Here is a 20,662-nt window from a genome sequence, read left to right as displayed (position 1 = left end):
CGTTCGTGTCAGCATCCCACATCGATGACGTCGCGTGTCGCCGCCACGGGATGCAGAAAGGCCCCCGCGAGATGCGGGGGCCTTTCCGGGATCACACTCAGATGGCGTTGACGTCCAGCGGGATGCCGGGGCCGAACGTGGTCGACACGGCGCCCTTCTGGATGTAGCGGCCCTTGGAGCTCGACGGCTTCAGGCGGACGATCTCCTCGAGCGCTGCGCCGATGTTCTCGTTGAGCTGCTCGGCCGAGAACGACGACTTGCCGACGACGAAGTGCACGTTCGCGTGCTTGTCGACGCGGAACTCGATCTTTCCGCCCTTGATCTCCTCGACGGCCTTGGCCGTGTTGGGGGTCACGGTGCCGGTCTTCGGGTTCGGCATGAGTCCACGCGGACCCAGGACCTTTCCGAGACGACCGACCTGGCCCATGAGCTCCGGGGTGGAGACGGCCGCGTCGAACGCGGTCCATCCGCCGGCGACCTTCTCGATGAGCTCGGCGCCGCCGACCTCGTCGGCGCCTGCGGCGATCGCGGCCTCGGCCGCGGGGCCGGTGGCGAAGACGATGACGCGGGCGGTCTTACCGGTGCCGTGCGGGAGGATGACGGTGCCGCGCACCATCTGGTCCGCCTTGCGGGGGTCGACCGAGAGCTTGAGCGCGACCTCGACGGTCGAGTCGAACTTCGTCGAGCCGGTCTCCTTCGCGAGGGCGACGGCCTCGGACGGGGTGTAGTAGCGGTCTGCCTCGATCTTCTCGGCGGCAGCCTTGTAAGCCTTGGACTTGGTAGCCATGATTATTCTCCTCAGCCCTCGACCGTGATGCCCATGGAGCGGGCGGTGCCGGCGATGATCTTCGAGGCGGCCTCGATGTCGTTCGCGTTCAGGTCGGCCTGCTTCTGCTCGGCGATCTGACGGACCTGCTCCTTGGTGATCTTCGCGACCTTGACGGTGTGCGGGGTCGACGAGCCCTTGGGCACGCCGGCTGCCTTCTTGATGAGCTCCGCCGCGGGCGGGGTCTTCAGGACGAAGGTGAAGCTGCGGTCCTCGTAGACGGTGATCTCCACGGGGATGACGTTGCCGCGCTGCGACTCGGTCGCGGCGTTGTACGCCTTGCAGAACTCCATGATGTTGACGCCATGCTGACCGAGCGCGGGGCCGATCGGCGGCGCCGGGTTGGCTGCACCGGCGTTGATCTGAAGCTTGATCAGGCCGGTCACCTTCTTCTTCGGTGCCATTCTCTTTCCTTTCATCGAATCGGATGCCGGAGCATCCGCTTCTCCCACATCCCCGGCATCTCCGGAGCGTGGTCGTCTGCGCGCACGCCGAAGCGGCACACAAACCACATGAGTCTACCCGATCCCGAGCCTCGGCGCATGTCCGCGGTCGCGCGCCCTCCGGGAACGCGAGAACGGCCGCCCCGCGAGGGACGGCCGTTCTCGAAGACGCGGAGCATCAGATCATCTTGGTGACCTGGTCGAACGACAGCTCGACCGGGGTCTCGCGCTCGAAGAGCGACACGAGCACGGTGAGCTTGCCGCTCTCGGGCTTGATCTCGCTGATCGAACCGGGAAGACCCGCGAACGAGCCCTCCTTGATCGTGATGGTCTCGCCGACCTCGAAGTCGACCTCGGCGGGCAGCGGACGCGCGACGGCGACGCCGCCCTTGGCCGCGATGTTCTTGGCGGTCGGGACGTCCTTGACCTCGACGAGGGACTTCAGCATGTTGAAGGCCTCCTCGAAGCGCAGCGGCGTCGGGTTGTGGGCGTTGCCCACGAAGCCGGTGACACCCGGGGTGTGGCGGACGACCGACCAGGTGTCCTCCGTGAGCTCCATGCGCACCAGCACATAGCCGGGGATGCGCACGCGGGTGACCATCTTGCGCTGGCCGTTCTTGATCTCGACGACGTCCTCCATCGGGACCTCGATCTGATAGATCTCGTCCTCGACCTCGAGCGTCGACTTGCGCTGCTCGATGTTCGCCTTGACCTTGCGCTCGAAGCCCGCGTACGAGTGGATGACGTACCACTTGCCCGGGAGCATCCGCAGGTCCATGCGGAACGCCTCGTACGGGTCCTCGTCGGACTCCGAGTCGTCGGACTCCGCGTCCTCCTCAGCCTCCACGGCTGCGGCCACGGGGTCGTCCTCGTCGAGGTCCAGGGAGGGGCGATCGTCGTCGCCGTTCACGTCGGGCCCGTCGTACGGGGTCACCTCGTCGGCGGCCTCGGCCTCCTGCTCGGCGGTCTCCTCCGCCACGGAATCGTTGAGGACCTCAGCGGCGGCCTGGGACTCAGCCGCTTCGTCCAGGTTGAGAGCGTCGTTCACGATCGCATCCGCCTCCGGGTCGTCGATGTCGATGTCGGTGTCTTCGTCGGTGCTGGTCTCGACCTCGCCGTCGACGTCCTCGATGTGGAGGGCGACATGCTCGGCGGAGGTCACGGAGAGCTCTTCCGCGGCCAGGACGTTGCCCTCCTGGGCCTCGTCCTCTTCGCTGGACTGCTCGGCAGCCGTCGCCCAGTCGGCGTCGTCGGAATATCGTTCAGCCACGTTGTTTCTTTCCAATCACTGCGGCTCGCGGCCGCAAGGGCATCAGGCGCCGGGAACCCCGAACACCACGTGCGTCACCCAGGCGAACAGCGTGTCGAGTCCGTAGACGATGCCCATGACGATGAGAACGAAGACGAGCACCACCGCGGTGAACTTGACCAGTTCCTTGCGGGTCGGAGTGACGACCTTGCGAAGCTCTGCGATGACCTGACGGAAGAACAGGGCGATGCTCCCGAAGAAGCCGAGGACTCCGCGCTTCTTCTCGCGGGTGGCCCCTGCCGCGACGACGTCGCCGCGCGGTTCGTCCTGATCCATCCTGAATGTACCTTTCGTGTGTCAGCGTGCGCTGACGCGCAGGGCGGACAGGAATCGAACCTGCAACCTGCGGTTTTGGAGACCGCTGCTCTGCCAATTGAGCTACCGCCCTAGAGACCGGATGGTCTCGGGGTGTCATCTCCATCCTGCCACCCCGACCCGATCACGACGACCGGGGCACGGCGAAAGAATGCAGACAACGACTGCTGATCCAGCATACGGCATCCTTCGGCCGCTGCCGAACCGGAGCCGGAGCGCGGCCGTCTCAGAGGAACTGACGCCAGTTCGCGCGCGCGAGGTCGAGCAGCTCGTCGCCCTTGCCCGACATGACGGTGCGGATCGCGTACAGCGCGAAGCCCTTGACCTGCGCGGCCTCGATGGCGGGCGGCATAGACAGCTCCTGCCGCTCGGTCACGACGTCGAGCAGCGCGGGGCCGTCGTGCGCGAGCACCTCGCGCACGGCATCCGGCAGGTCCTCGCTGTTCTCGACCCGGCGCGCGAAGATGCCCATCGCCTCGGCGATCGCCGCGAAGCTCGGGTTGGTCAGCTCGGTGCCGTAGTTCACGAAGCCGGCGGCCTTCATCTCGAGCTCCACGAAGTTGAGCGACGAGTTGTTCACCACGATCGTCTTCACGGGGAGCCCGTTCTGGGTGAGCGTGAGCAGCTCGCCGAGCATCATCGCGAGTCCGCCGTCGCCGGCGAGCGCGACGACCTGACGATCGGGGTGCGACACCTGCGCGCCGATCCCGTGCATCAGGGCGTTCGCCATCGATCCGTGCGTGAACGACCCGATCAGGCGACGGCCCTCGGTCATCGACAGGTAGCGGGCGGCCCACACGGTCGGCGAGCCGACGTCGGCCGTGAAGACGGCGTCGTCGGCCGCCTGCTCGTCGAGCAGCCGCGCGAGGTACTGCGGATGGATCGGCCGCCCGGCCCTGGTCGGGGTCGCGAGGTCGTCGAGCTTCGCCCTGGTCTTGCGGTAGTGCGCCGTCGCGTCGTCGAGGTGGCCGCGGTCGGTGCGCTCCGCGAGGCGCGGCAGCAGGGCCTCCGCCGTCGCCCGCACGTCGCCCACGAGACCGAGATCGAGCGGATGCCGTCTGCCGAGCTGCGAGCCGCGGATGTCGACCTGGATCGTCGTCGCCTTCTCGGGATAGAACTGCTCGTACGGGAAGTCGCTGCCCAGCACGAGCAGCGTGTCGGCGGCCTCCATCGCCCGATAGCCCGACGCGAAGCCGAGGAGCCCGGTCATCCCGACGTCGAACGGGTTGTCGTACTCGATGAACTCCTTGCCGCGCAGCGCGTGGACGATAGGGGCGCCCAGCCGGTCGGCGAGAGCGATCACCTCGTCGTGCGCGCCCTCGACGCCGGCCCCCGCCAGGATCGTCGTCTTCGTGGAGGCGTTCAGCAGGGTGGCGGCGCGCTCGAGCTCCGGGCCGCTGGGCACGACGACGGGTCGCGTGCGCTCGATCACGACGGCGCGGTCGTCGGCGATCTCGGAGAGCGCGACGTCGCCCGGGATCACGAGCACGGCGACTCCGCGCTGCTCGATCGCGGCGCGCATCGCGATCTCCAGCAGGCGCGGCATCTGCGCGGGGTCGGCGACGTACTCGACGTAGACACTGCATTCGCGGAAGAGCTCCTGCGGGTGCGTCTCCTGGAAGTACCCCGTGCCGATCTCGGTGGTCGGGATGTGGGCGGCGATCGCGAGCACCGGCACGCGCGACCGGTTCGCGTCGTAGAGTCCGTTGATGAGATGCAGGTTGCCGGGACCGCACGAGCCGGCGACGACCGCGAGGTCGCCCGTCAGCGCAGCATCCGCCGCCGCCGCGAAGGCCGCGGACTCTTCGTGCCGCACATGCACCCATCGGATGCGGCCGTCCTTCCGGAGGGCGTCGGTGAAGCCGTTGAGGGAGTCACCGGGGAGACCGTAGACGTGGTCGATCCCGTTGGCGCGGAGGGTCTTGACGATGTTCGCTGCGACAGTGGCCATGCCTCCAACCTACGCCCGGCCGACGAGGCGAGGACCGGTCGGATGACGAGCGCCCCTGCGTCATCCGTCGCGGCTCCGGCGGCCGTCGCGCACCGGGTCTTCCGGTTTTCCGCACCTCGACGGAGGGCCAGCCGCAGTGACCCCCTCCCTCGCGCTCCGTAGCCTCGGAGGAGTGGACACCTCTGAGAACCTGAACGTCTTCGCGTCGTGGGCGATCGCCCTCATGGAGGCGCTCGGCAGCATCGGCGCCGGCGTGGCGGTCGCCGTCGAGAACCTCTTCCCTCCGATCCCGAGCGAGGTCGTGCTCCCCCTCGCGGGCTTCACCGCCAGCCAGGGTTCGATCGTGCTGTGGGAGGTGCTCGTGTGGACCACGGTGGGGTCGGTGGTCGGCGCCCTCGCCCTGTACGGCCTCGGCGCGTGGCTCGGACCGGTGCGTCTGCGCCGGATCGTCGACCGGATGCCGTTGATGAAGGTCTCCGACGTCGACCGCACCGACGAGTGGTTCGCCCGGCACGGCTCGAAGGCCGTGTTCTTCGGACGCATGATCCCCATCTTCCGCAGCCTGATCTCGATCCCGGCCGGCGTGCAGCGCATGCCGCTCGTGCGCTTCACGCTGCTCACCGCCGCCGGCAGCGCGATCTGGAACACCGTGTTCGTCCTCGCCGGCTATCTGCTCGGCGAGCAGTGGCAGTCGATCGAGCAGTACGCCGACGGACTGCAGGTCGTCGTCGTCGCCGCCGTGATCGTGGCGGTCACGGTCTTCGTCGTGATGCGGGTGCGCCAGCGTGCGAGCGCGACAGGCTCGGCGGAGGAGCGGGCGACCGCGGCGGAGTCCTCGTCCGACGCTGCACCTGCGGACGCTCAGGGCGCGCACGGCACAATGGAGGGATGACGCCCCTCGCCCCCGATCCGGCTCCACCGCGAGCGATCGCGCGGGACCTGGCGCGGATGCTGGGCGGCACCGCCGCCGCGGTGTGGATGCTCGCGCCCACCCTGCTCTCCGTCGTCACGGCGCCCCGACGACCGGCATCGGCCGTCGTCAGGAGGCTCGCCGCGCGTCTCACCTGGATCGACGGCATCCCTCGCCCCACTCCCCCGCGGGCCGCGCGCCAGCGCGGTCTCCTCGCTCTCTCGGCGCTGCTGCAGGCGGTGGTGCTGTGCATCCTCGTGCTGATCGGGGCGGGTGTCGTGGTGGGCGTGCAGATGCTCGTCGCCGCGACCACCGGCGGCCCGGTCGCGCTCTTCAGCGCGCGTCCGGGACATGTGACCTGGGTCACCGTCGGCCTCTTCGTCGTCCCGGGCCTCGTGCTCCTGTTCCTCGCCTTCTCCGGGCTCGGAGGCATCGCCTGGCTCGAGCGTCGGATCTGGGAGTCGTTCCAGCGACCGGGCGCCGGAGAGCTCTCGGACGAGGTCGTGCGCCTGCATGCGACACTCGACGAGGTCGTGTCGGCCGTCGACGCCGAGCGCCGTCGCATCGAGCGCGACATCCACGACGGCGTGCAGCAGCGCGTGGTGGCGCTGTCGATCCTGCTCGCGCGCGCCGAGAGGGCGGAGCCGGATGACGCCGCCGGGCTGCTCAGCGGTGCTCGCCGCGAGACGCAGCACATCCTCGACGACCTCCGCGACGTCGCCTGGCGCACCTACCCCGAGATGCTCGAGCGCGACGGCCTCGCCGCAGCCCTCGAAGCCCTGCGGGACCGCGTCTCGATGCCCGTGCACCTCGTGGTCGACGCGCTTCCCGACGAGGGTCGCGCCGCGCAGACCGCGGCCTACTTCGTCGCCAGTGAGGCCGTCACGAACGCGATCAAGCACGCGCAGGCGCGCAGCATCCGCATCCGGGTGCGCAGCGAGCCCGCGTTCCTCTCCGTGACGGTGGAGGACGACGGCGTCGGCGGCGCGGATGCCTCGGGCCCCGGCCTCACCGGCATCGCCTCGCGGGTCGCCGCGCGCGACGGCGTGCTGCACGTGCAGAGCCCGCCGGGCGGACCGACCGTCATCGAGGCGGTGATCCCGTGCGCATAGCCATCGCCGAGGATTCGACGCTGCTCCGCGAGGGCATCGTGCAGCTGCTCGTCGCAGAGGGTCACGAGGTCGTCGCGTCGGTGGCCGACGCGGATGCGCTGATGGCCGCCCTGCGGGTCGACCGACCCGACCTCGTGATCGTCGACGTACGGATGCCGCCGGACTACGTCGACGAGGGCATCCGCGCCGCGCTGCGCATCCGCCGCGAGCACGCCGGCGTCGCCGTGCTCGTGCTCTCGCAGCATGTCGAGAGGCGGTACGCGAGCGAGCTGCTCGACGGCGGCGGGGGCGTCGGCTACCTGCTCAAGGACCGCGTCGCCGACATCGCCGGATTCCTCGACGCGATCGTACGGGTCGCGGACGGCGGCGTGGCCTTCGATCCCGAGGTCATCCGACGGCTGATCGCCGACCGGTCGGGCCCTGACCCGCGTATGGCGGAACTCAGCGAGCGGGAGGCGGCCGTGCTCGAGCTGATCGCCGAGGGACACAGCAACGCGGGGATCGCCGAGCGCCTGTTCGTCAGCCAGAGCGGCGTCGAGAAGCACATCAACACGATCTTCACGAAGCTCGGCGTCGCCACCGGCGCGGGCGTCAACCGCCGGGTCCTCGCCGTGCTCGCCTACCTCGGACATGCCGACTGACGTCGCTCCGCCTCGCGGCCCTGTCCCGGCCTTGGCCCTGTCCCTGACCCCGTCCCGTCCTTGCCCGCCGTTGGCCTGGCCGCGTCCTGTCCTGGTCCGGTCCCGTCCTGGCCCTGTCATCTGCATGCCCGAAACACGTCTGCATGCCCAGAACCTGCTTTCGGGCATGCATCCGGTTTTCGACCCTGCAGACGGAAGGTCCGGAAGCCGTGTCCAAAGCATCCGCCACCTCGCGTCGCCCGCATACTGCGGATCTCGTGCTCGGACGCCGTATCGAGCACCCCGTCCCACGCCCGGGTCTCATCTGCGTGCCCGAACCACGTCTGCATGCTCAGAACCTCGTTTCGGGCCTGCATCCGGTTTTCGAACCTGCGTACGACAAGTGCGGAAGCCATGGCCCGAGCATCCGTCACCTCGCGTCGCCCGCATGGTACGGATCTCGTGCTCGGACGCCGTCTCGAGCACCCCGTCCCACGCCCGGGTCTCATCTGCATGCCCGACGCACGTCTGCATGCCCAGAACCTCGTTTCGGGCATGCATCCGGTTTTCGACCCTGCAGACGGAAGGTCCGGAAGCCATGGCCCGAGCATCAGCCGCCGGTCGCCGGCAAAGTGCGGACCTCCTTCCCGGACGCCGTATCGAGCACCCCGTCCCACGCCCGGGTCTCATCTGCATGCCCGAAACACGTCTGCATGCTCAGAACCTCGTTTCGGGCCTGCACCCGGTCTTCGACCCTGCAGACGACAAGTCCGGAAGCCATGTCCAGAGCATCCGCCACCTCGCGTCGCCCGCATGGTACGGATCTCGTGCTCGGACGCCGTATCGAGCACCCCGTCCCACGCCCGGGTCTCATCTGCATGCCCGACGCACGTCTGCATGCCCAGAACCTCGTTTCGGGCCTGCATCCGAGCTTCGACCCTGCAGACGACAAGTCCGGGGCGGCACGAACGGGTACCTCGGCGGGAGAGGACGACAGCAACAGACGACAGGAACCGACGGCACGAACGGGTACCGGGGCCGGAACGGGTACCCGGGCCGGAACGGGTACCCGGGCCGGAACGGGTCCGGGGCCGGAACGGGTCCGGGGCTGAAACGGGAAAAGGGGCGGATGCCGCAGCATCCGCCCCTCTTCGCCCGACTGCTCAGCCGACGCGGATGAGCTTCTTGTTGACGAACTCGTCGGCGGCGAGGTGCCCGAGCTCGCGAGCAGTGCCGCTGCGCTTGATGCCGCCGAACGGCAGCTCCGGGCTGTCCGCGAGCACGAGGTTGACGTAGACCATGCCCGCCTCGATCCCGTCGGCCACGCGCTCCGCCTGCTCGGCGTCCGTCGTGAAGACGTACGAGCCGAGGCCGAACGTCGTGTCGTTCGCCAGGTCGACCGCCGCCTGCTCGTCGGCGGCGCGGTACACGACCGCCGCCGGCCCGAACAGCTCCTCCCGGTACACGTCCATCGCCGGCGTGACGTCGGCCAGCACGGTCGGCGCGAAGAACGCCCCGTCGCGCGTGCCGCCGGTCAGCAGCGTCGCGCCCTGCTCGACCGCCCTGTCGATCTGCTTCTGCAGGTTCTCGGCGGCCGTCTCCGACGAGACCGGGCCGAGCACGGTGTCGTCGCGCATCGGGTCGGTCGCCTCGACGGCTGCCATCGCGGCCGTGAACTTCTCGACGAACGCGTCGTACAGGCCGTCGACGATGATGAACCGCTTGGCGCCGTTGCATGCCTGGCCGTTGTTGTCGAGACGCGCGTCGACGCCGGCCTGCACGGTCGCGTCGAGGTCGTCCGTCGAGAGCACGATGAACGGGTCGGACCCGCCGAGTTCGAGGGCGACCTTCTTGAGGTGGCGCCCGGCGACCTCGGCGACCGCGGCGCCGGCGCGCTCGGAGCCCGTGAGCGAGACGCCCTGCACGCGCGGGTCGGCGATCATGCCCGCGATCTGCTCGTTCGTCGCGAGGACGTTCTGGTAGGCGCCGGGCGGGAAGCCCGCCTCGTCGTAGATCGCGGCGATCGCGGTCGACGACTCGGGGCACTGCGGTGCCGGCTTGAGCAGGATCGTGTTGCCGACGATGAGGTTCGGCGCGGCGAAGCGGACGATCTGGTACGCCGGGAAGTTCCACGGCATGATGCCCACGAGCGGTCCGAGCGACGAGCGGCGGATGATCGCCGACCCCTCCCCCAGGATCGCGATCGGCTGGTCGGCCATGATCGCCTCGGCCTGGTCGGCGTAGTACTCGGCGATGTCGGCCGCGAAGTCGACCTCCCCGAGCGCCGCCTCGCGCGGCTTGCCCATCTCCCGGACGAAGATGTCGGCGAGCGACTCGCGGTGCTCGCGGTGCAGCTCGGCGACGCGGCGGATCAGCGCGGCGCGCTCGGCGACCGTCGACGAGCGCGACCACTCGCGGTGCGCGGTGTCGGCGGCCGCCACCGCCTCCTCGATCTGGGCGTCGGTGAACGTGTCGAAGGACGCCAGCGTCTCTCCGGTGGCGGGGTTGATGACGGCGTAATCGGTCATGTTCTCTCCTCCTCTGAGTCGTCCGGTCAGGAGACCGGGATCAGCGTGTACTTGGTGGACAGGTACTCGTGGATGCCCTCGAGACCGCCCTCGCGGCCGACGCCCGACTGCTTGACGCCTCCGAAGGGGGCGGCGGCGTTCGACACCACGCCCACGTTGAGACCCATCATGCCCGTCTCGAGGCCATCGATCATCCGCTGACCGCGCTGCAGGTTCTCGGTGAACACGTACGAGACGAGACCGTATTCGGTGTCGTTCGCGAGGCGCACGGCCTCCTCCTCGGTCTCGAACGTCGCGATCGCGAGCACCGGTCCGAAGATCTCCTCGCGGAGGATCGCGGATCCGGCGACGACGTCGGTGAGCACGGTGGGCTCGTAGAACGTGCCGGTGCCCTCGAGCGCCTTGCCGCCCGCGAGCAGGGTGGCGCCGCGCTCGACGGCGTCGTCGACGAGCTCGCCGGCCTTGGCGACGGCATCCTCGTCGATGAGCGGGCCGATCGCGACGCCGTCCTCGGTGCCGCGGCCGATCTTCATCGCCTGGACGCGCTCGGTGACGCGCTTGGCGAACTCGCCGGCGACGTCCTTGTGCACGATGAAGCGGTTGGCGGCGGTGCAGGCCTGGCCGATGTTGCGGAACTTCGCGGCCAGCGCGCCGTCGACCGCCTTGTCGAGGTCGGCGTCGTCGAACACGACGAACGGCGCGTTGCCGCCGAGCTCCATCGAGACGCGCAGCACGCCCTCGGCGGCCTGCGCGATGAGCTTGCGCCCCACCTCGGTCGAGCCGGTGAACGACAGCTTGCGCAGCCGCGGGTCGGCGATGATCGGCGCCGACAGGGCCGACGACTTCGAGGTCTGCACGACGTTGACGACGCCCTTGGGGAGCCCGGCCCTCTCGAGCAGCGAGGTGAAGAAGATCGTGGTGAGCGGCGTGAGTGCCGGGGGCTTGATCACGACGGTGCAGCCGGCCGCCAGCGCGGGCGCGATCTTGCGCGTCGCCATCGCGAACGGGAAGTTCCACGGCGTCACGAAGAACGAGGGACCGACCGGGCGCTGCGACACGACCATGTGGCCGGTGCCCTCGGGGTTGATGCCGTAGCGGCCGCTGATGCGCACGGCCTCCTCGCTGAACCAGCGGAGGAACTCGCCGCCGTAGACCACCTCGCCGCGGGCCTCGGCGAGCGGCTTGCCCATCTCGAGGGTCATCAGCAGCGCGAGGTCCTCCTTGTGCTCCTGCACGAGGTCGAACGCCCGGCGGAGGATGTCGCTGCGGGTGCGCGGGGCGGTCGCGGCCCACGAGTCCTGCGCGGCCACGGCCGCATCCAGAGCGCGGATGCCGTCGCCCGGCGTCGCGTCGGCGATCGTGCGGATCACGTCTCCGGTCGACGGGTCGATGACGTCGAACGTCGCGCCGGTCTCGCCGTCGATCCACTCGCCGCCGATGAAGAGGCCGGTGGGGATGCTGTCGAGCAGCGCCTGCTCTGTCTGAGTGCTCATGGGTTCTCTTTCTCTGGGGGCGTACGGCTGAGGTGTCGGGGAGCCGGTGTCCGTCGCGTCAGCGACGACGGAGGCTCGGCGGAGCGTCGGCGGTCAGGGTCTCGCCGCGGAAGAACGCGGGCCGCGTGATCGACTGCCAGATCATCACGACGATGCCGACCACGATGATGCCGACGCCGAGGACGAACACGAGGCCGAGGCCGCCGATGCTCGACCCGCTGCCGTAGGCCGGGTCCATCGAGTCGATGAGCGTCGTGACGAACAGCACGGCGAGGATCGCGCCGCCGACGAGCGGGAACAGGAACGTGAAGAAGAAGCTGCGCGCCGAGTCGAACCACTGCTTCCGGAAGTACCAGACGCACGCGAACGCGGTGAGTCCGTAGTAGAAGCAGATCATCATGCCCAGCGACAGGATCGTGTCAGTGAGGACGTTCTCGCTCACGAGGCGCATGACCGCGTAGAACACCGAGGCGACGACGGCCGACACGATCGTCGAGTAGCCGGGGGTGAAGAACCGCGGGCTGACGCGGGCGAACTTCTTCGGCAGGGCGCCGTAGTGCCCCATCGCGAGCAGCGTGCGCGCGGGGCCGACCGCGGTGGACTGCAGCGACGCCGCCGAGCTGGACAGCACGGCGAGCGACACCAGGAACGCGAGCGGCCCGAGGATCGGGTCGGACAGGGCGAAGAACACGTTGGCCGAGATGTCCTCGTTCGCCAGGCCCAGCTCGCCGTCGCCGACGCCCGCGAACATGATGAGTCCGATCGCCAGCAGCAGGTACAGGCTGACGACCACGAAGACCGTGACCATCGCGGCGCGACCTGGGGTCTTCGCGGGATGCTTGGTCTCCTCGTTCATGGTGAGGACGACATCCCAGCCCCAGAAGATGAAGATCGACAGCGACAGACCCGCGGCGAAGGCGCTGAACGAGGGCACCTCGAACGGGTTGAACCACGACCAGGAGAACGCGGTGGGGTCGGGCGCCTCGCCGTCGAGAGCCTTCACGATCGCGACGGTCGCGAAGACGACGAGGACCAGCACCTGGAAGCCCACGAGGATGTACTGGAACTTCTGCGTCGTCTGCATGTCGCGGTACGACACCAGCGTCGCCCCGAGCATGAACAGCAGACAGACGACGACGTTGATGAACGGGTTGAAGGCGAGGTCGGCGATGCCGGGATTGCCGCTCAGCTGCGCGATGAGCAGGAACAGGAACTCGACGGCGATGCCCGCGAGGTTCGAGAGCACGATCACGGTCGCGGCGATGAGGCCCCAGCCCGTCATCCACCCGATCCACGGGCCGAACGCCCGGACGCCCCAGGTGAAGGACGTGCCGGAGTCGGGCATCTCGCGGTTGAGCTCGCGGTAGCCGAAGGCGGTCAGCAGCATCGGGATGAAGCCGACGAGGATGATCGCCGGCACCTGCGTGCCCACGACCGCGACGGTCGGGCCGAGGGATGCCGTCAGCGTGTACGCCGGGGCGATGGTCGATACTCCGATGACGACGGCGCCGAGCACGCCCACCGCGCCGGCGCTGAGGCCCTTCTGCGAGATGCCGGTCGTCACACCGGATACGGGCTCCGTCGCCCGGTTCGAGCTGCTCATCAGCGGACTCCTGCTTCGGCGCGGGTGCGCGGGACGACGATCATGGGAACGGGCAGCTCGTGCAGCATCTTCGCCGCGGTGGAGCCCAGGAAGAGGCGGCGCGGCTGCGCCAGGCGGCTCGAGCCGACGAGGACGACCTCGCCGGGGAGCCAGGTGAGGTGGGCGACGGCGTCCTCGACGCTGTCGCCGGGCGCCTCCTCGACGACGGCGTCGAGGTCGGCGGGCAGGAGCTCCTGGGCGACGGCGCGCACGTCGTCGGCGTGGGCGCTGCCCACGAGGCGGATCGCGCCGGTGTCGAGCCCCGGCGGCACGTCGAAGGGCACGAGCGAGACCAGGCGGAGCCCGACCTGCGCGTCTCCGGCGAGCGCGACCGCCTCGTCGACGAGGTTCTCCGCACCCGGGCGCGTGCCGACCGCGGCGGTGACGCGCGGCAGCACGTGATCGTCCTGCGAGGCGGTGCCCGCGGGCGCGAGCGCGACGGGGATCGTCGACGAGTGCACGAGCTCCGAGGCGACGCTGCCGAGGCGGTGACGGCCGAACAGGCTGCCGCCCGCGGCTCCCACGACGATCAGCCGCGCGCCGAACTCCTCGCCGGCGGCGATGAGGCCCTCGGCGAACGACTCTCCGAAGCGCACGTGCCCGCTGCGCACGAGCTCCTGCGGCAGCCGGACCACCGCCTCCTCGAGCCACTTCTTGCCCTGCCGGCGGATGTGATCCTCGTAGGCGCGCTCGGGGGCCACGGCCGCGTTCCGAGTGCCCTCGTTCGGGAGCACGATCACCAGGTGCAGCACCGCTCCGAGGCTGCGGGCGAGGCGGGCGCCGAGCGCCGCGGCATCCGCTCCGGCATCCGTCGCGGTGTACCCGACGACGATCGAGCCGCTCATCAGCCGACCTCGACCCCGTCGCCGGCCGCACGCGACGCCTCGACGATGTTCGACGCGGCCAGGTGGCCCATGCGGATCGCTCCGTCGACGTGCTGGTAGCCGGCGCCGGCCATGTCGCTGCAGGCGAAGTGGATGGGTCCGACCGCCGAGCGCAGGTCGGCGCCGTAGCGGTGCAGACCGCCCATGTCGAAGCTCGCGGCGTACGCGCCGCGCGTCCACTCCTCGGTGCCCCAGTCGCTCTCGTAGTAAACGACCGGGTTCTTCGCCTCGGGTCCGTAGTAGTGCGACAGCGACTCGAGGATCCGCTCCTTGCGCTCCTCGGCCGAGAGCGCGAAGAGGTCGTCGGCGTTCTGGTCGGACACGAAGCCGACGAGCGTGCCGCGCTCGTCGCCGTGGTTGGTGTTGTCGTAGGCCTCGTGCGACAGCTCGTAGGGGCTGAACGCCGTGCCGCTGAGTCCCTGCTCGCGCCAGAACGGACGGTCGTAGACGGCGTGCACCTTGATGACGAAGCCCATCGAGAGGTGCTGGTGCATCTGATGCTGGCGACGCGGGAGCGGCGGCACGAAGGAGATGCGGTCGTACAGCACGGGCGCGTGCGCGAGGATCGCGAAGCGAGCGCGGACCGTCAGGTCGTCGGTGGTCGCGGTCACACCGTCGTCGTCCCATTCGAGCGTGCGCACGGGCTGGTTCAGCAGGACGTCGTCGCCGAGACGCTCGGCGAGGAGGACCGGCACCTGCTGCAGGCCGCCGACCACGCGCTTGTCGAGGATGAAGTCGGCGTCGACGAGGTTCGAGTACGACCCCGCGGATGCCGCCATGAGCAGCGACTGCAGCAGGGAGAACGTGTGGGTCGGCTTGGTGAGCATCGCCGATCCGGTCGCGAAGGCCAGGTTGCGGACGGCCTCGTCGTCGTCGGTCTGCTGACGCAGCCAGGCGTCCCACGTCACCGAGTCCCACTCCTCGGCGCTCGGGTGCTCCCAGGGACGGTCCGGGTCGATCTCGGCGACCATCGCGTCGAGGCGCTCGGTGATCTCGGCGATGACCCGCTCGGTCTCGGCGGACACGGGGAACATCTCGCCCGTGAAGCGGTGCACCTGGCCGTCGGGACCGACGTAGACGCTGTCGCCCGAGCGGTAGCGGCTGTAGGTCTCGAGCCCGAGCTCGGCGAGCGTGTCGATCAGGGCGTCCTGGTCGGGCGAGACCCACTGGCCGCCGATCTCGAGCATGGCTCCGTCGATCACGTCGGTCCACAGGCGACCGCCGACGCGGTCGCGCGCCTCCAGCACGGCGACCGAGAGGCCGGCCTTGCGGAGGTCGTTCGCGGCGGTGGTGCCGGCGGCGCCGGCACCGATGATCAGGACATCACGGGTGATCTCAGCCATCTGCTTCTCCTTCGTTGGAAAGGGTCGTGCCGGTCGTGACTCGAAATCCCCCGATACGAGTCACGACCGGACGTGTGTGGCGGCCGCCGTCAGCGGCCGGAGGTCGCGGGGCGGGTCGTCACCGAGCCGCGGCGAGGGCGTCGGCGACCACGTCGAGACCCTCGTTCAGCAGGTCGTCGCCGATCGCGAGCGGCGGCAGGAAGCGGATGACGTTGCCGTACGTGCCGCAGGTCAGCACGATGACGCCCTGCGCGATCGCGGCCTTCGCGACCGCGGCGGTGAGCGCGGCGTCCGGGGCCTTGGTCTCGGGGTCGACGAACTCGGCCGCGATCATGGCGCCGTGTCCGCGGATGTCGCCGATGCGCGCATCCTGCTCCTGCATCGCGGTGAGCCGAGCCGTGAGGATCTCGCCGATCTCGCGGGCCCGCTCGATCACGCCGTCGTTCTCGAACACGTCGATCGCGGCGAGCGCTGCGGCGCAGGCGATCGGGTTGCCGCCGTAGGTGCCGCCGAGGCCGCCGGTGTGCGAGGCGTCCATGATCTCGGCGCGGCCGGTCACCGCGGCGAGCGGCAGGCCGCCCGCGATGCCCTTGGCCGTGGTGATGAGGTCGGGCTCGATGCCGAAGATCTCGCTCGCGAACATGTGGCCCGTGCGGGCGAAGCCGGTCTGGACCTCGTCGGCGATGAAGACGACGCCGTTCGCCCGCGTCCACTCGAGGAGCGCCGGGAGGAACCCGTCGGCGGGGACGATGAATCCGCCCTCGCCCTGGATGGGCTCGATGATGACGGCGGCGAGATTGTCGGCGCCGATCTGCTTCTCGAGCTGCAGGATGACGCGGGCCGCCGCCTCGCGGCCGTCGAGGCCGTCGCGGAACGGGTACGACATCGGGGCGCGGTAGATCTCCGGGGCGAACGGACCGAAGCCGCTCTTGTACGGCATCGACTTGGCGGTCAGCGCCATCGTGAGGTTCGTGCGGCCGTGGTAGCCGTGATCGAAGGCGACGACGGCCTGCCGACCGGTGTGCTTGCGGGCGATCTTGATCGCGTTCTCGACGGCCTCCGCGCCGGAGTTGAACAGCGCGCTCTTCTTGGCGAAGTCGCCGGGGGTGACCCGGTTGAGCGCCTCGGCGACCTCGATGTACGACTCGTACGGCGAGATCATGAAGCAGGTGTGCGTGAACTGCGCCGCCTGCGCGGCGACGGCCGCCGCGACCTTCGGGTGCGCGTTGCCGACGGTCGTCACGGCGATGCCGGATCCGAGGTCGATGAGCGAGTTCCCGTCCGCGTCGACGACCACTCCGCCGCCGGCGGCCACGGTCGCGACCGGCACGGTGTGCCCGACGCCGGCGGGCACGGCCTCGGCCTTGCGAGCGAGGATCTCCGCCGAGCGGGGCCCGGGGAGCTCGGTGACGAGGCGTCGCTCCTGGGGGAGCTCGGGTCCGCCGAGGGGAACTGCAACAGCTGCGGTGTCGAGGAGTGCCATGGTGGCGAGCGTACGACCGTCGTCGCCGCTCGTGCATTCGCCCGACTGTACAATCTGCAGGATGAGATCGCCGCGCCGTACATCTCCTCAGGGAGGGGAGATGTCCATGGATGCCGCTGAGCAGCCCACCCTGCGTGCGCTGCTGCGCCGTCGCGACCTCGGACTGCGCGTGGTCTCCGCCGAGACCGATCTTCCGCCGGACGCGTTCGACCGCCCCCTGCGCTGGGTGCACAGCTCCGATCTCGCCGACCCGACGCCGTTCCTCGCCGAGGACCTCGTCCTGCTGACCACGGGCACGCAGTTCGACGTGGACACGGATGTCGGGGTGTACGTCGACCGGCTCGCCGACCGCGGGGTGCTCGGGCTCGGGTTCGGCTCCGAGGTGCACCGGGCGGGGATCCCCGACGAGCTCGTCGAGGCATGCGCACGACGCAGGATGCCGCTGTTCGAGGTGCCGTATCGCACCCCGTTCATCGCCGTCGCCCGCGCGCATTCCGAGGCGATCGCGGCGCAGGCCTACGCGCGCAGGTCGTGGGCGCTCGACGCGCAGCGGGCACTCGCCCTCGCCGCCCTGCGCCCCCGCGGACTCGACGCCTCGCTCGCCGAGCTCGGACGGCGCCTCGGCACATGGGCGGGCATGTACGACGCGTCCGGGTCGCTCGAGCACTCCCATCCGCGCGACGCCGTCGACGCCGCGGTGCTCGACGAACTCGGCCATCGTGTCGCCGAGGTCCTCACCCGCGGCCTCGAGACCGGGCAGTCGCTCTCGATCGCCGGCGACGCCTTCATGCTCTTCACCGTCGGACGCGGCGGCCAGCTGCGCGGGGTGATCGCCCTGGCTGTGGACGCCCTCGACCCGGAGGCCCGCACGGTCGTCACCTCGGTCATCGCGATGGCCGGCCTCGCCCTCGAGCAGAGCGAGCAGCTCGCCCGCAGCCGTCGACGCCTGCAGACCCAGCTGCTGGGGTCACTGCTCGGCGACGACCCCGCGATCGCCAGACGCGTGCTCGGCAGCGTGCCGCCCGCACCCGTCGTCGTGGCCGTCACCGGTGACGCCCCGACCGGAGCGCTCTTCGACTGGTGGGAACGACGACGCTCCGAGCACGGCACCGCGTCGTTCCTCGCCGAGTCCGACGAGGGGCTCACGATGTGCGTGTCGGCCGCCGACGAATCACTGCTCGACGAGGTCGCCGATCGCTTCGGCATCCGCATCGGCGCGTCGGCGCCGGACTCGTACGACGTCTTCTCGCGGGCTCACGCGCAGGCCCTCACGGCTCTGCGGCAGCGGTCGGATGCGGGGGTGTCGCGGTACGCCGACGCCGTCGGCTCCAGCATCCTCAGCGCCCTCGCGACCGACGAGGCCCGGCTGGTCGCGGAGTCGCGCCTCGCCCCGCTGCGCGACCACGACGCGCGCGGCGGCGGCGACCTCGAGGGCACGCTGCGCACCTGGCTCGAGCACGACGCGAAGGCGGAGCCCGCGGCGGCGGCGCTCGGCGTGCATCGTCACACCCTGCGGTCGCGCATCGCGCAGGCCGGGGCGCTGCTCGACATCGACCTGTCGTCGTTCCCCGCCCGCGCCGAGCTGTGGACCCTGCTCCACACCGCGAGGGACTAGCCCGCCGGCTCCCCCGGCGGCCGCAGGTAGCCGCGCACGAACTCGTCGAACAGCGCGACCATGTCGACAGAGTCGTCCATCAGCCATTGCAGCTGGATGCCGTCCATCACACCGCTGATCAGACGCGCGGCGAGCGCGGGATCCAGGTCGTCGCGCACCTCCCCATCGGCCTGGCCGAGGCGGAGGATCTCCTCCGCCTCGGCGGCGCGGTCGCGATAGCGGGCGGCGAAGTCGGCATGCGACGGATGCTCGGGGTCGGTCGCCTCGGCCGACACGATCGCGTACAGCGAGGTGAGGCCGCGCGACGTGCGGTTGTGCGCGACGACCCTCCTGGCCTGCTCGAGGAGCGTGTGCTCGGCGGGGTCGCCCGCTGCCTCTCGCACCTTCTCGTCGCGCTGGTGGATGACCTCGGCGAACAGCTCCTCCTTGTCGGAGAAGTGGTGCAGCAGACCTGCGGGCGTGACCCCGACGCGCTTGGCGATCTCCCTCAGCGACCCCCCTCGGAATCCCGTGCGGGAGAAGACCTCGAGCGCCTCGTCGACGATCGCCTGCCGACGGGCCTGCCCGGTCGCGTAGGGGCCGCGCGTGCCCGGCGTGCGGGATCCCGACGTGCTCACCATGCCGCGCTGAACACCTGCTGCTTCATGGCGGGCCGCAGGCGATCCTCCATCTCGCGGTCCACGAAGTAGTCCTTGAGCGAGTCCCTCGTGAGCTCGTTGCCGATCGCGGCCAGGATCATGGACTGATCGAGCGAGAGGTAGCGCTCGGCGACCGTGTCGCTCTTCACGGCGACGGCGTCGTAGAAGCCGCCGGGCCCGTAGGCGCCGAGGTCCTGCTCGATGCCGCGGAGGTTCTCCAGCACACCCCGGCGGTCGTACGGCAGGGCGAGGAACGCCGCGTGCGGCGTCACCACGCCGTCGCCGAACTCGGGGTCGGGGTTCGTGCCGGTCGTGCAGCCGGGGCGGTCGACGTCGACGTCGGTCTTCTCGGCATCCGACGTGTACCCGTCCGCGCGCATCCCGGCGATGTCGACGCCGTACTCCGCGTATCCGCCGAAGGGGTCGCTCGCCGGCGAGAAGCCCCAGTATCCGTAGCCGGCCTCGTCGAGACCGTGCTGCTTCTGCACCTCGACGGTGATCGGGTGGTTGAGCCGCCACGATCGCGGGCCCCACTTCGTCTCGGGCACGAGGAGGTCGGGCATCAGCGACTCGAACATGCTGCCGCCCCAGCTCGGGACGAACGACATGCCGTTGTACTGGTACGCACCCTCCCAGACCTCGAACCCGTCGTACGTGCGGTACTCGCCGACCGGCAGCTGCTCCTGCCACGCCCAGTCGCAGCCGGGAGGCATGGTGCGGTGCGTGCCGGAGAGCGCCGTCGCGGGGATCTGACCGTTCGCGATGCCGAGGTACGTCGCGATGCGGCTCTCGCTCACGGTCGTGTCGTAGTGGTGGCAGGTGTAGTACGCCGTCTCGCCCGAGCCGTTGTACATGGGCGCCTCGACGCTGCAGTCGGGCGGCGGAGCGTCCCAGAATCCGCCCCGGTTCGTCCCGGCGGGGAGCCCCGCCGCGCCGGCCGGGTCGAAGAACGACCCGAAGTCCATCGAGTCGTAGAGCGCGTCGGCCTGAGCGGCCAGGTCGGGCTCGGCCTCGCGCACGATGCGCAGGGCCGCCGCGAGCCACCCGTTGTCGACCGTGCTGAGGAACGGGTACACGACGTCGCCCGAGTCGGGCCATGTCGTCAGCTTCTCGCCCGTCGTCGGGGAGTACCAGTTGTAGAACATGCCGCTCGCATCGTTGCGCTCGAGACCCTCGAGGGTGTCGAGCGTCCTCGACAGGCGCTCCTGCGCCTCGTCGTCGCCGATGATGCCCAGATCACGCGCTGTGACCGTCGACCACAGGTAGCCGCCGATGTTCGTCGGGGAGGTGTATTCGCCCGGCGTCGCGAGATCCCCGGTGATGTTGTCCGCCGGCAGACCGGTCTGCTCGTCGGTCATCGCGTCCATCGACGCCCAGGTGTCGACCGCCCACCGCTCGAGGTCGTCCGTTCCGGGGCGGCCGCCTCCGGCGATCGCGGGTCCGCCGAGAGTCAGTCCCGAGACGACGAGTCCCACCGTCGCCGCTGTGCTCATCCATCGCTTCATCGTGTCTCCTCATCGAGAACGGCGCCACGGGCAGCGGCGCACCGA

The 20,662-nt window shown here is 70.0% G+C and carries 17 protein-coding genes and 1 tRNA gene; 4 read left to right on the top strand and 14 right to left on the bottom strand.

Annotated features, from left to right (window positions below):
- Nucleotides 1–97: 97 nt before the first annotated feature.
- The 6 genes from rplA to poxB form a co-directional block, all read right to left on the bottom strand.
- Nucleotides 98–787 carry a 50S ribosomal protein L1 gene (gene rplA / locus A4X16_RS13080; protein ID WP_067121217.1) on the bottom strand — a complete coding sequence of 230 codons (690 nt, stop codon included), beginning with the start codon at nucleotides 785–787 and terminating at the stop codon, nucleotides 98–100.
- A gap of 11 nt (nucleotides 788–798) precedes the next feature.
- Nucleotides 799–1,230, bottom strand: coding sequence for a 50S ribosomal protein L11 (rplK, locus tag A4X16_RS13075; RefSeq protein WP_067121215.1), 432 nt, complete (start codon nucleotides 1,228–1,230; stop codon nucleotides 799–801).
- A gap of 217 nt (nucleotides 1,231–1,447) precedes the next feature.
- Nucleotides 1,448–2,539 (bottom strand): transcription termination/antitermination protein NusG, encoded by a 1,092-nt coding sequence (nusG, locus tag A4X16_RS13070; RefSeq protein ID WP_067121213.1) that lies wholly within the window; start codon nucleotides 2,537–2,539, stop codon nucleotides 1,448–1,450.
- 42 nt (nucleotides 2,540–2,581) lie between these two features.
- Complete coding sequence (gene secE / locus A4X16_RS13065; RefSeq protein ID WP_067121211.1) at nucleotides 2,582–2,854, bottom strand: preprotein translocase subunit SecE; 273 nt, start codon at nucleotides 2,852–2,854, stop codon at nucleotides 2,582–2,584.
- Between the two features lie 39 nt (nucleotides 2,855–2,893).
- A tRNA-Trp gene (locus tag A4X16_RS13060) sits at nucleotides 2,894–2,966 on the bottom strand.
- Between the two features lie 153 nt (nucleotides 2,967–3,119).
- The gene (gene poxB / locus A4X16_RS13055; RefSeq protein WP_067121209.1) at nucleotides 3,120–4,844 is read right to left on the bottom strand and encodes a ubiquinone-dependent pyruvate dehydrogenase; all 1,725 of its coding nucleotides are present in this window, start codon (nucleotides 4,842–4,844) and stop codon (nucleotides 3,120–3,122) included.
- A 223-nt stretch (nucleotides 4,845–5,067) separates the two neighbouring features.
- Between poxB and A4X16_RS13050 the strand changes: the two genes are divergently transcribed.
- From A4X16_RS13050 to A4X16_RS13040, 3 genes are read left to right on the top strand one after another with little or no spacing between them, the layout of a single operon-like run.
- Nucleotides 5,068–5,736, top strand: coding sequence for a DedA family protein (locus tag A4X16_RS13050; RefSeq protein ID WP_082914462.1), 669 nt, complete (start codon nucleotides 5,068–5,070; stop codon nucleotides 5,734–5,736).
- Nucleotides 5,733–6,866, top strand: a complete 1,134-nt coding sequence (locus A4X16_RS13045) for a sensor histidine kinase (RefSeq protein WP_067121205.1) — start codon at nucleotides 5,733–5,735, stop codon at nucleotides 6,864–6,866. The genes A4X16_RS13050 and A4X16_RS13045 overlap by 4 nt, the downstream gene beginning before the upstream one ends.
- A complete protein-coding gene (locus A4X16_RS13040; protein WP_067121204.1) occupies nucleotides 6,857–7,507 on the top strand; it encodes a response regulator in 651 nt (216 codons plus the stop codon). The genes A4X16_RS13045 and A4X16_RS13040 overlap by 10 nt, the downstream gene beginning before the upstream one ends.
- A gap of 1,142 nt (nucleotides 7,508–8,649) precedes the next feature.
- Here the strand turns inward: A4X16_RS13040 and A4X16_RS13030 are convergent.
- The 6 genes from A4X16_RS13030 to gabT form a co-directional block, all read right to left on the bottom strand.
- A complete protein-coding gene (locus A4X16_RS13030; protein ID WP_067121200.1) occupies nucleotides 8,650–10,014 on the bottom strand; it encodes an NAD-dependent succinate-semialdehyde dehydrogenase in 1,365 nt (454 codons plus the stop codon).
- Between the two features lie 26 nt (nucleotides 10,015–10,040).
- Entirely contained in the window at nucleotides 10,041–11,507 is a 1,467-nt protein-coding gene (locus A4X16_RS13025) for an NAD-dependent succinate-semialdehyde dehydrogenase (protein WP_067121197.1), read from the bottom strand.
- 58 nt (nucleotides 11,508–11,565) lie between these two features.
- Entirely contained in the window at nucleotides 11,566–13,110 is a 1,545-nt protein-coding gene (locus A4X16_RS13020) for an APC family permease (RefSeq protein WP_067121195.1), read from the bottom strand.
- Complete coding sequence (locus A4X16_RS13015) at nucleotides 13,110–13,994, bottom strand: universal stress protein (protein ID WP_067121193.1); 885 nt, start codon at nucleotides 13,992–13,994, stop codon at nucleotides 13,110–13,112. The genes A4X16_RS13020 and A4X16_RS13015 overlap by 1 nt, the downstream gene beginning before the upstream one ends.
- Nucleotides 13,994–15,376 carry a flavin monoamine oxidase family protein gene (locus A4X16_RS13010; protein WP_067121191.1) on the bottom strand — a complete coding sequence of 461 codons (1,383 nt, stop codon included), beginning with the start codon at nucleotides 15,374–15,376 and terminating at the stop codon, nucleotides 13,994–13,996. Before A4X16_RS13010 ends, A4X16_RS13015 begins: the two co-directional genes overlap by 1 nt.
- Nucleotides 15,377–15,494: 118 nt before the next feature.
- Nucleotides 15,495–16,859, bottom strand: a complete 1,365-nt coding sequence (gene gabT, locus A4X16_RS13005) for a 4-aminobutyrate--2-oxoglutarate transaminase (RefSeq protein WP_067121189.1) — start codon at nucleotides 16,857–16,859, stop codon at nucleotides 15,495–15,497.
- Nucleotides 16,860–16,965: 106 nt separating this feature from the next.
- On the opposite strand from gabT, the gene A4X16_RS13000 reads away from it, so the two are divergent.
- Nucleotides 16,966–18,474 carry a PucR family transcriptional regulator gene (locus A4X16_RS13000; protein ID WP_082914456.1) on the top strand — a complete coding sequence of 503 codons (1,509 nt, stop codon included), beginning with the start codon at nucleotides 16,966–16,968 and terminating at the stop codon, nucleotides 18,472–18,474.
- On the opposite strand, the gene A4X16_RS12995 is transcribed toward A4X16_RS13000, so the two are convergent.
- The gene (locus A4X16_RS12995) at nucleotides 18,471–19,094 is read right to left on the bottom strand and encodes a TetR/AcrR family transcriptional regulator (RefSeq protein WP_067121185.1); all 624 of its coding nucleotides are present in this window, start codon (nucleotides 19,092–19,094) and stop codon (nucleotides 18,471–18,473) included. The two genes, A4X16_RS13000 and A4X16_RS12995, sit on opposite strands and share 4 nt — an antisense overlap.
- The gene (locus tag A4X16_RS12990; RefSeq protein ID WP_067121183.1) at nucleotides 19,088–20,617 is read right to left on the bottom strand and encodes a glucoamylase family protein; all 1,530 of its coding nucleotides are present in this window, start codon (nucleotides 20,615–20,617) and stop codon (nucleotides 19,088–19,090) included. The genes A4X16_RS12995 and A4X16_RS12990 overlap by 7 nt, the downstream gene beginning before the upstream one ends.
- Between the last annotated feature and the right edge of the window lie 45 nt (nucleotides 20,618–20,662).

It is taken from the genome of Microbacterium sp. H83, assembly GCF_001650405.1.
In the GTDB taxonomy this organism is placed as follows: Bacteria; Actinomycetota; Actinomycetes; order Actinomycetales; family Microbacteriaceae; genus Microbacterium.
This window is presented reverse-complemented; position numbering and strand designations above follow the sequence as displayed.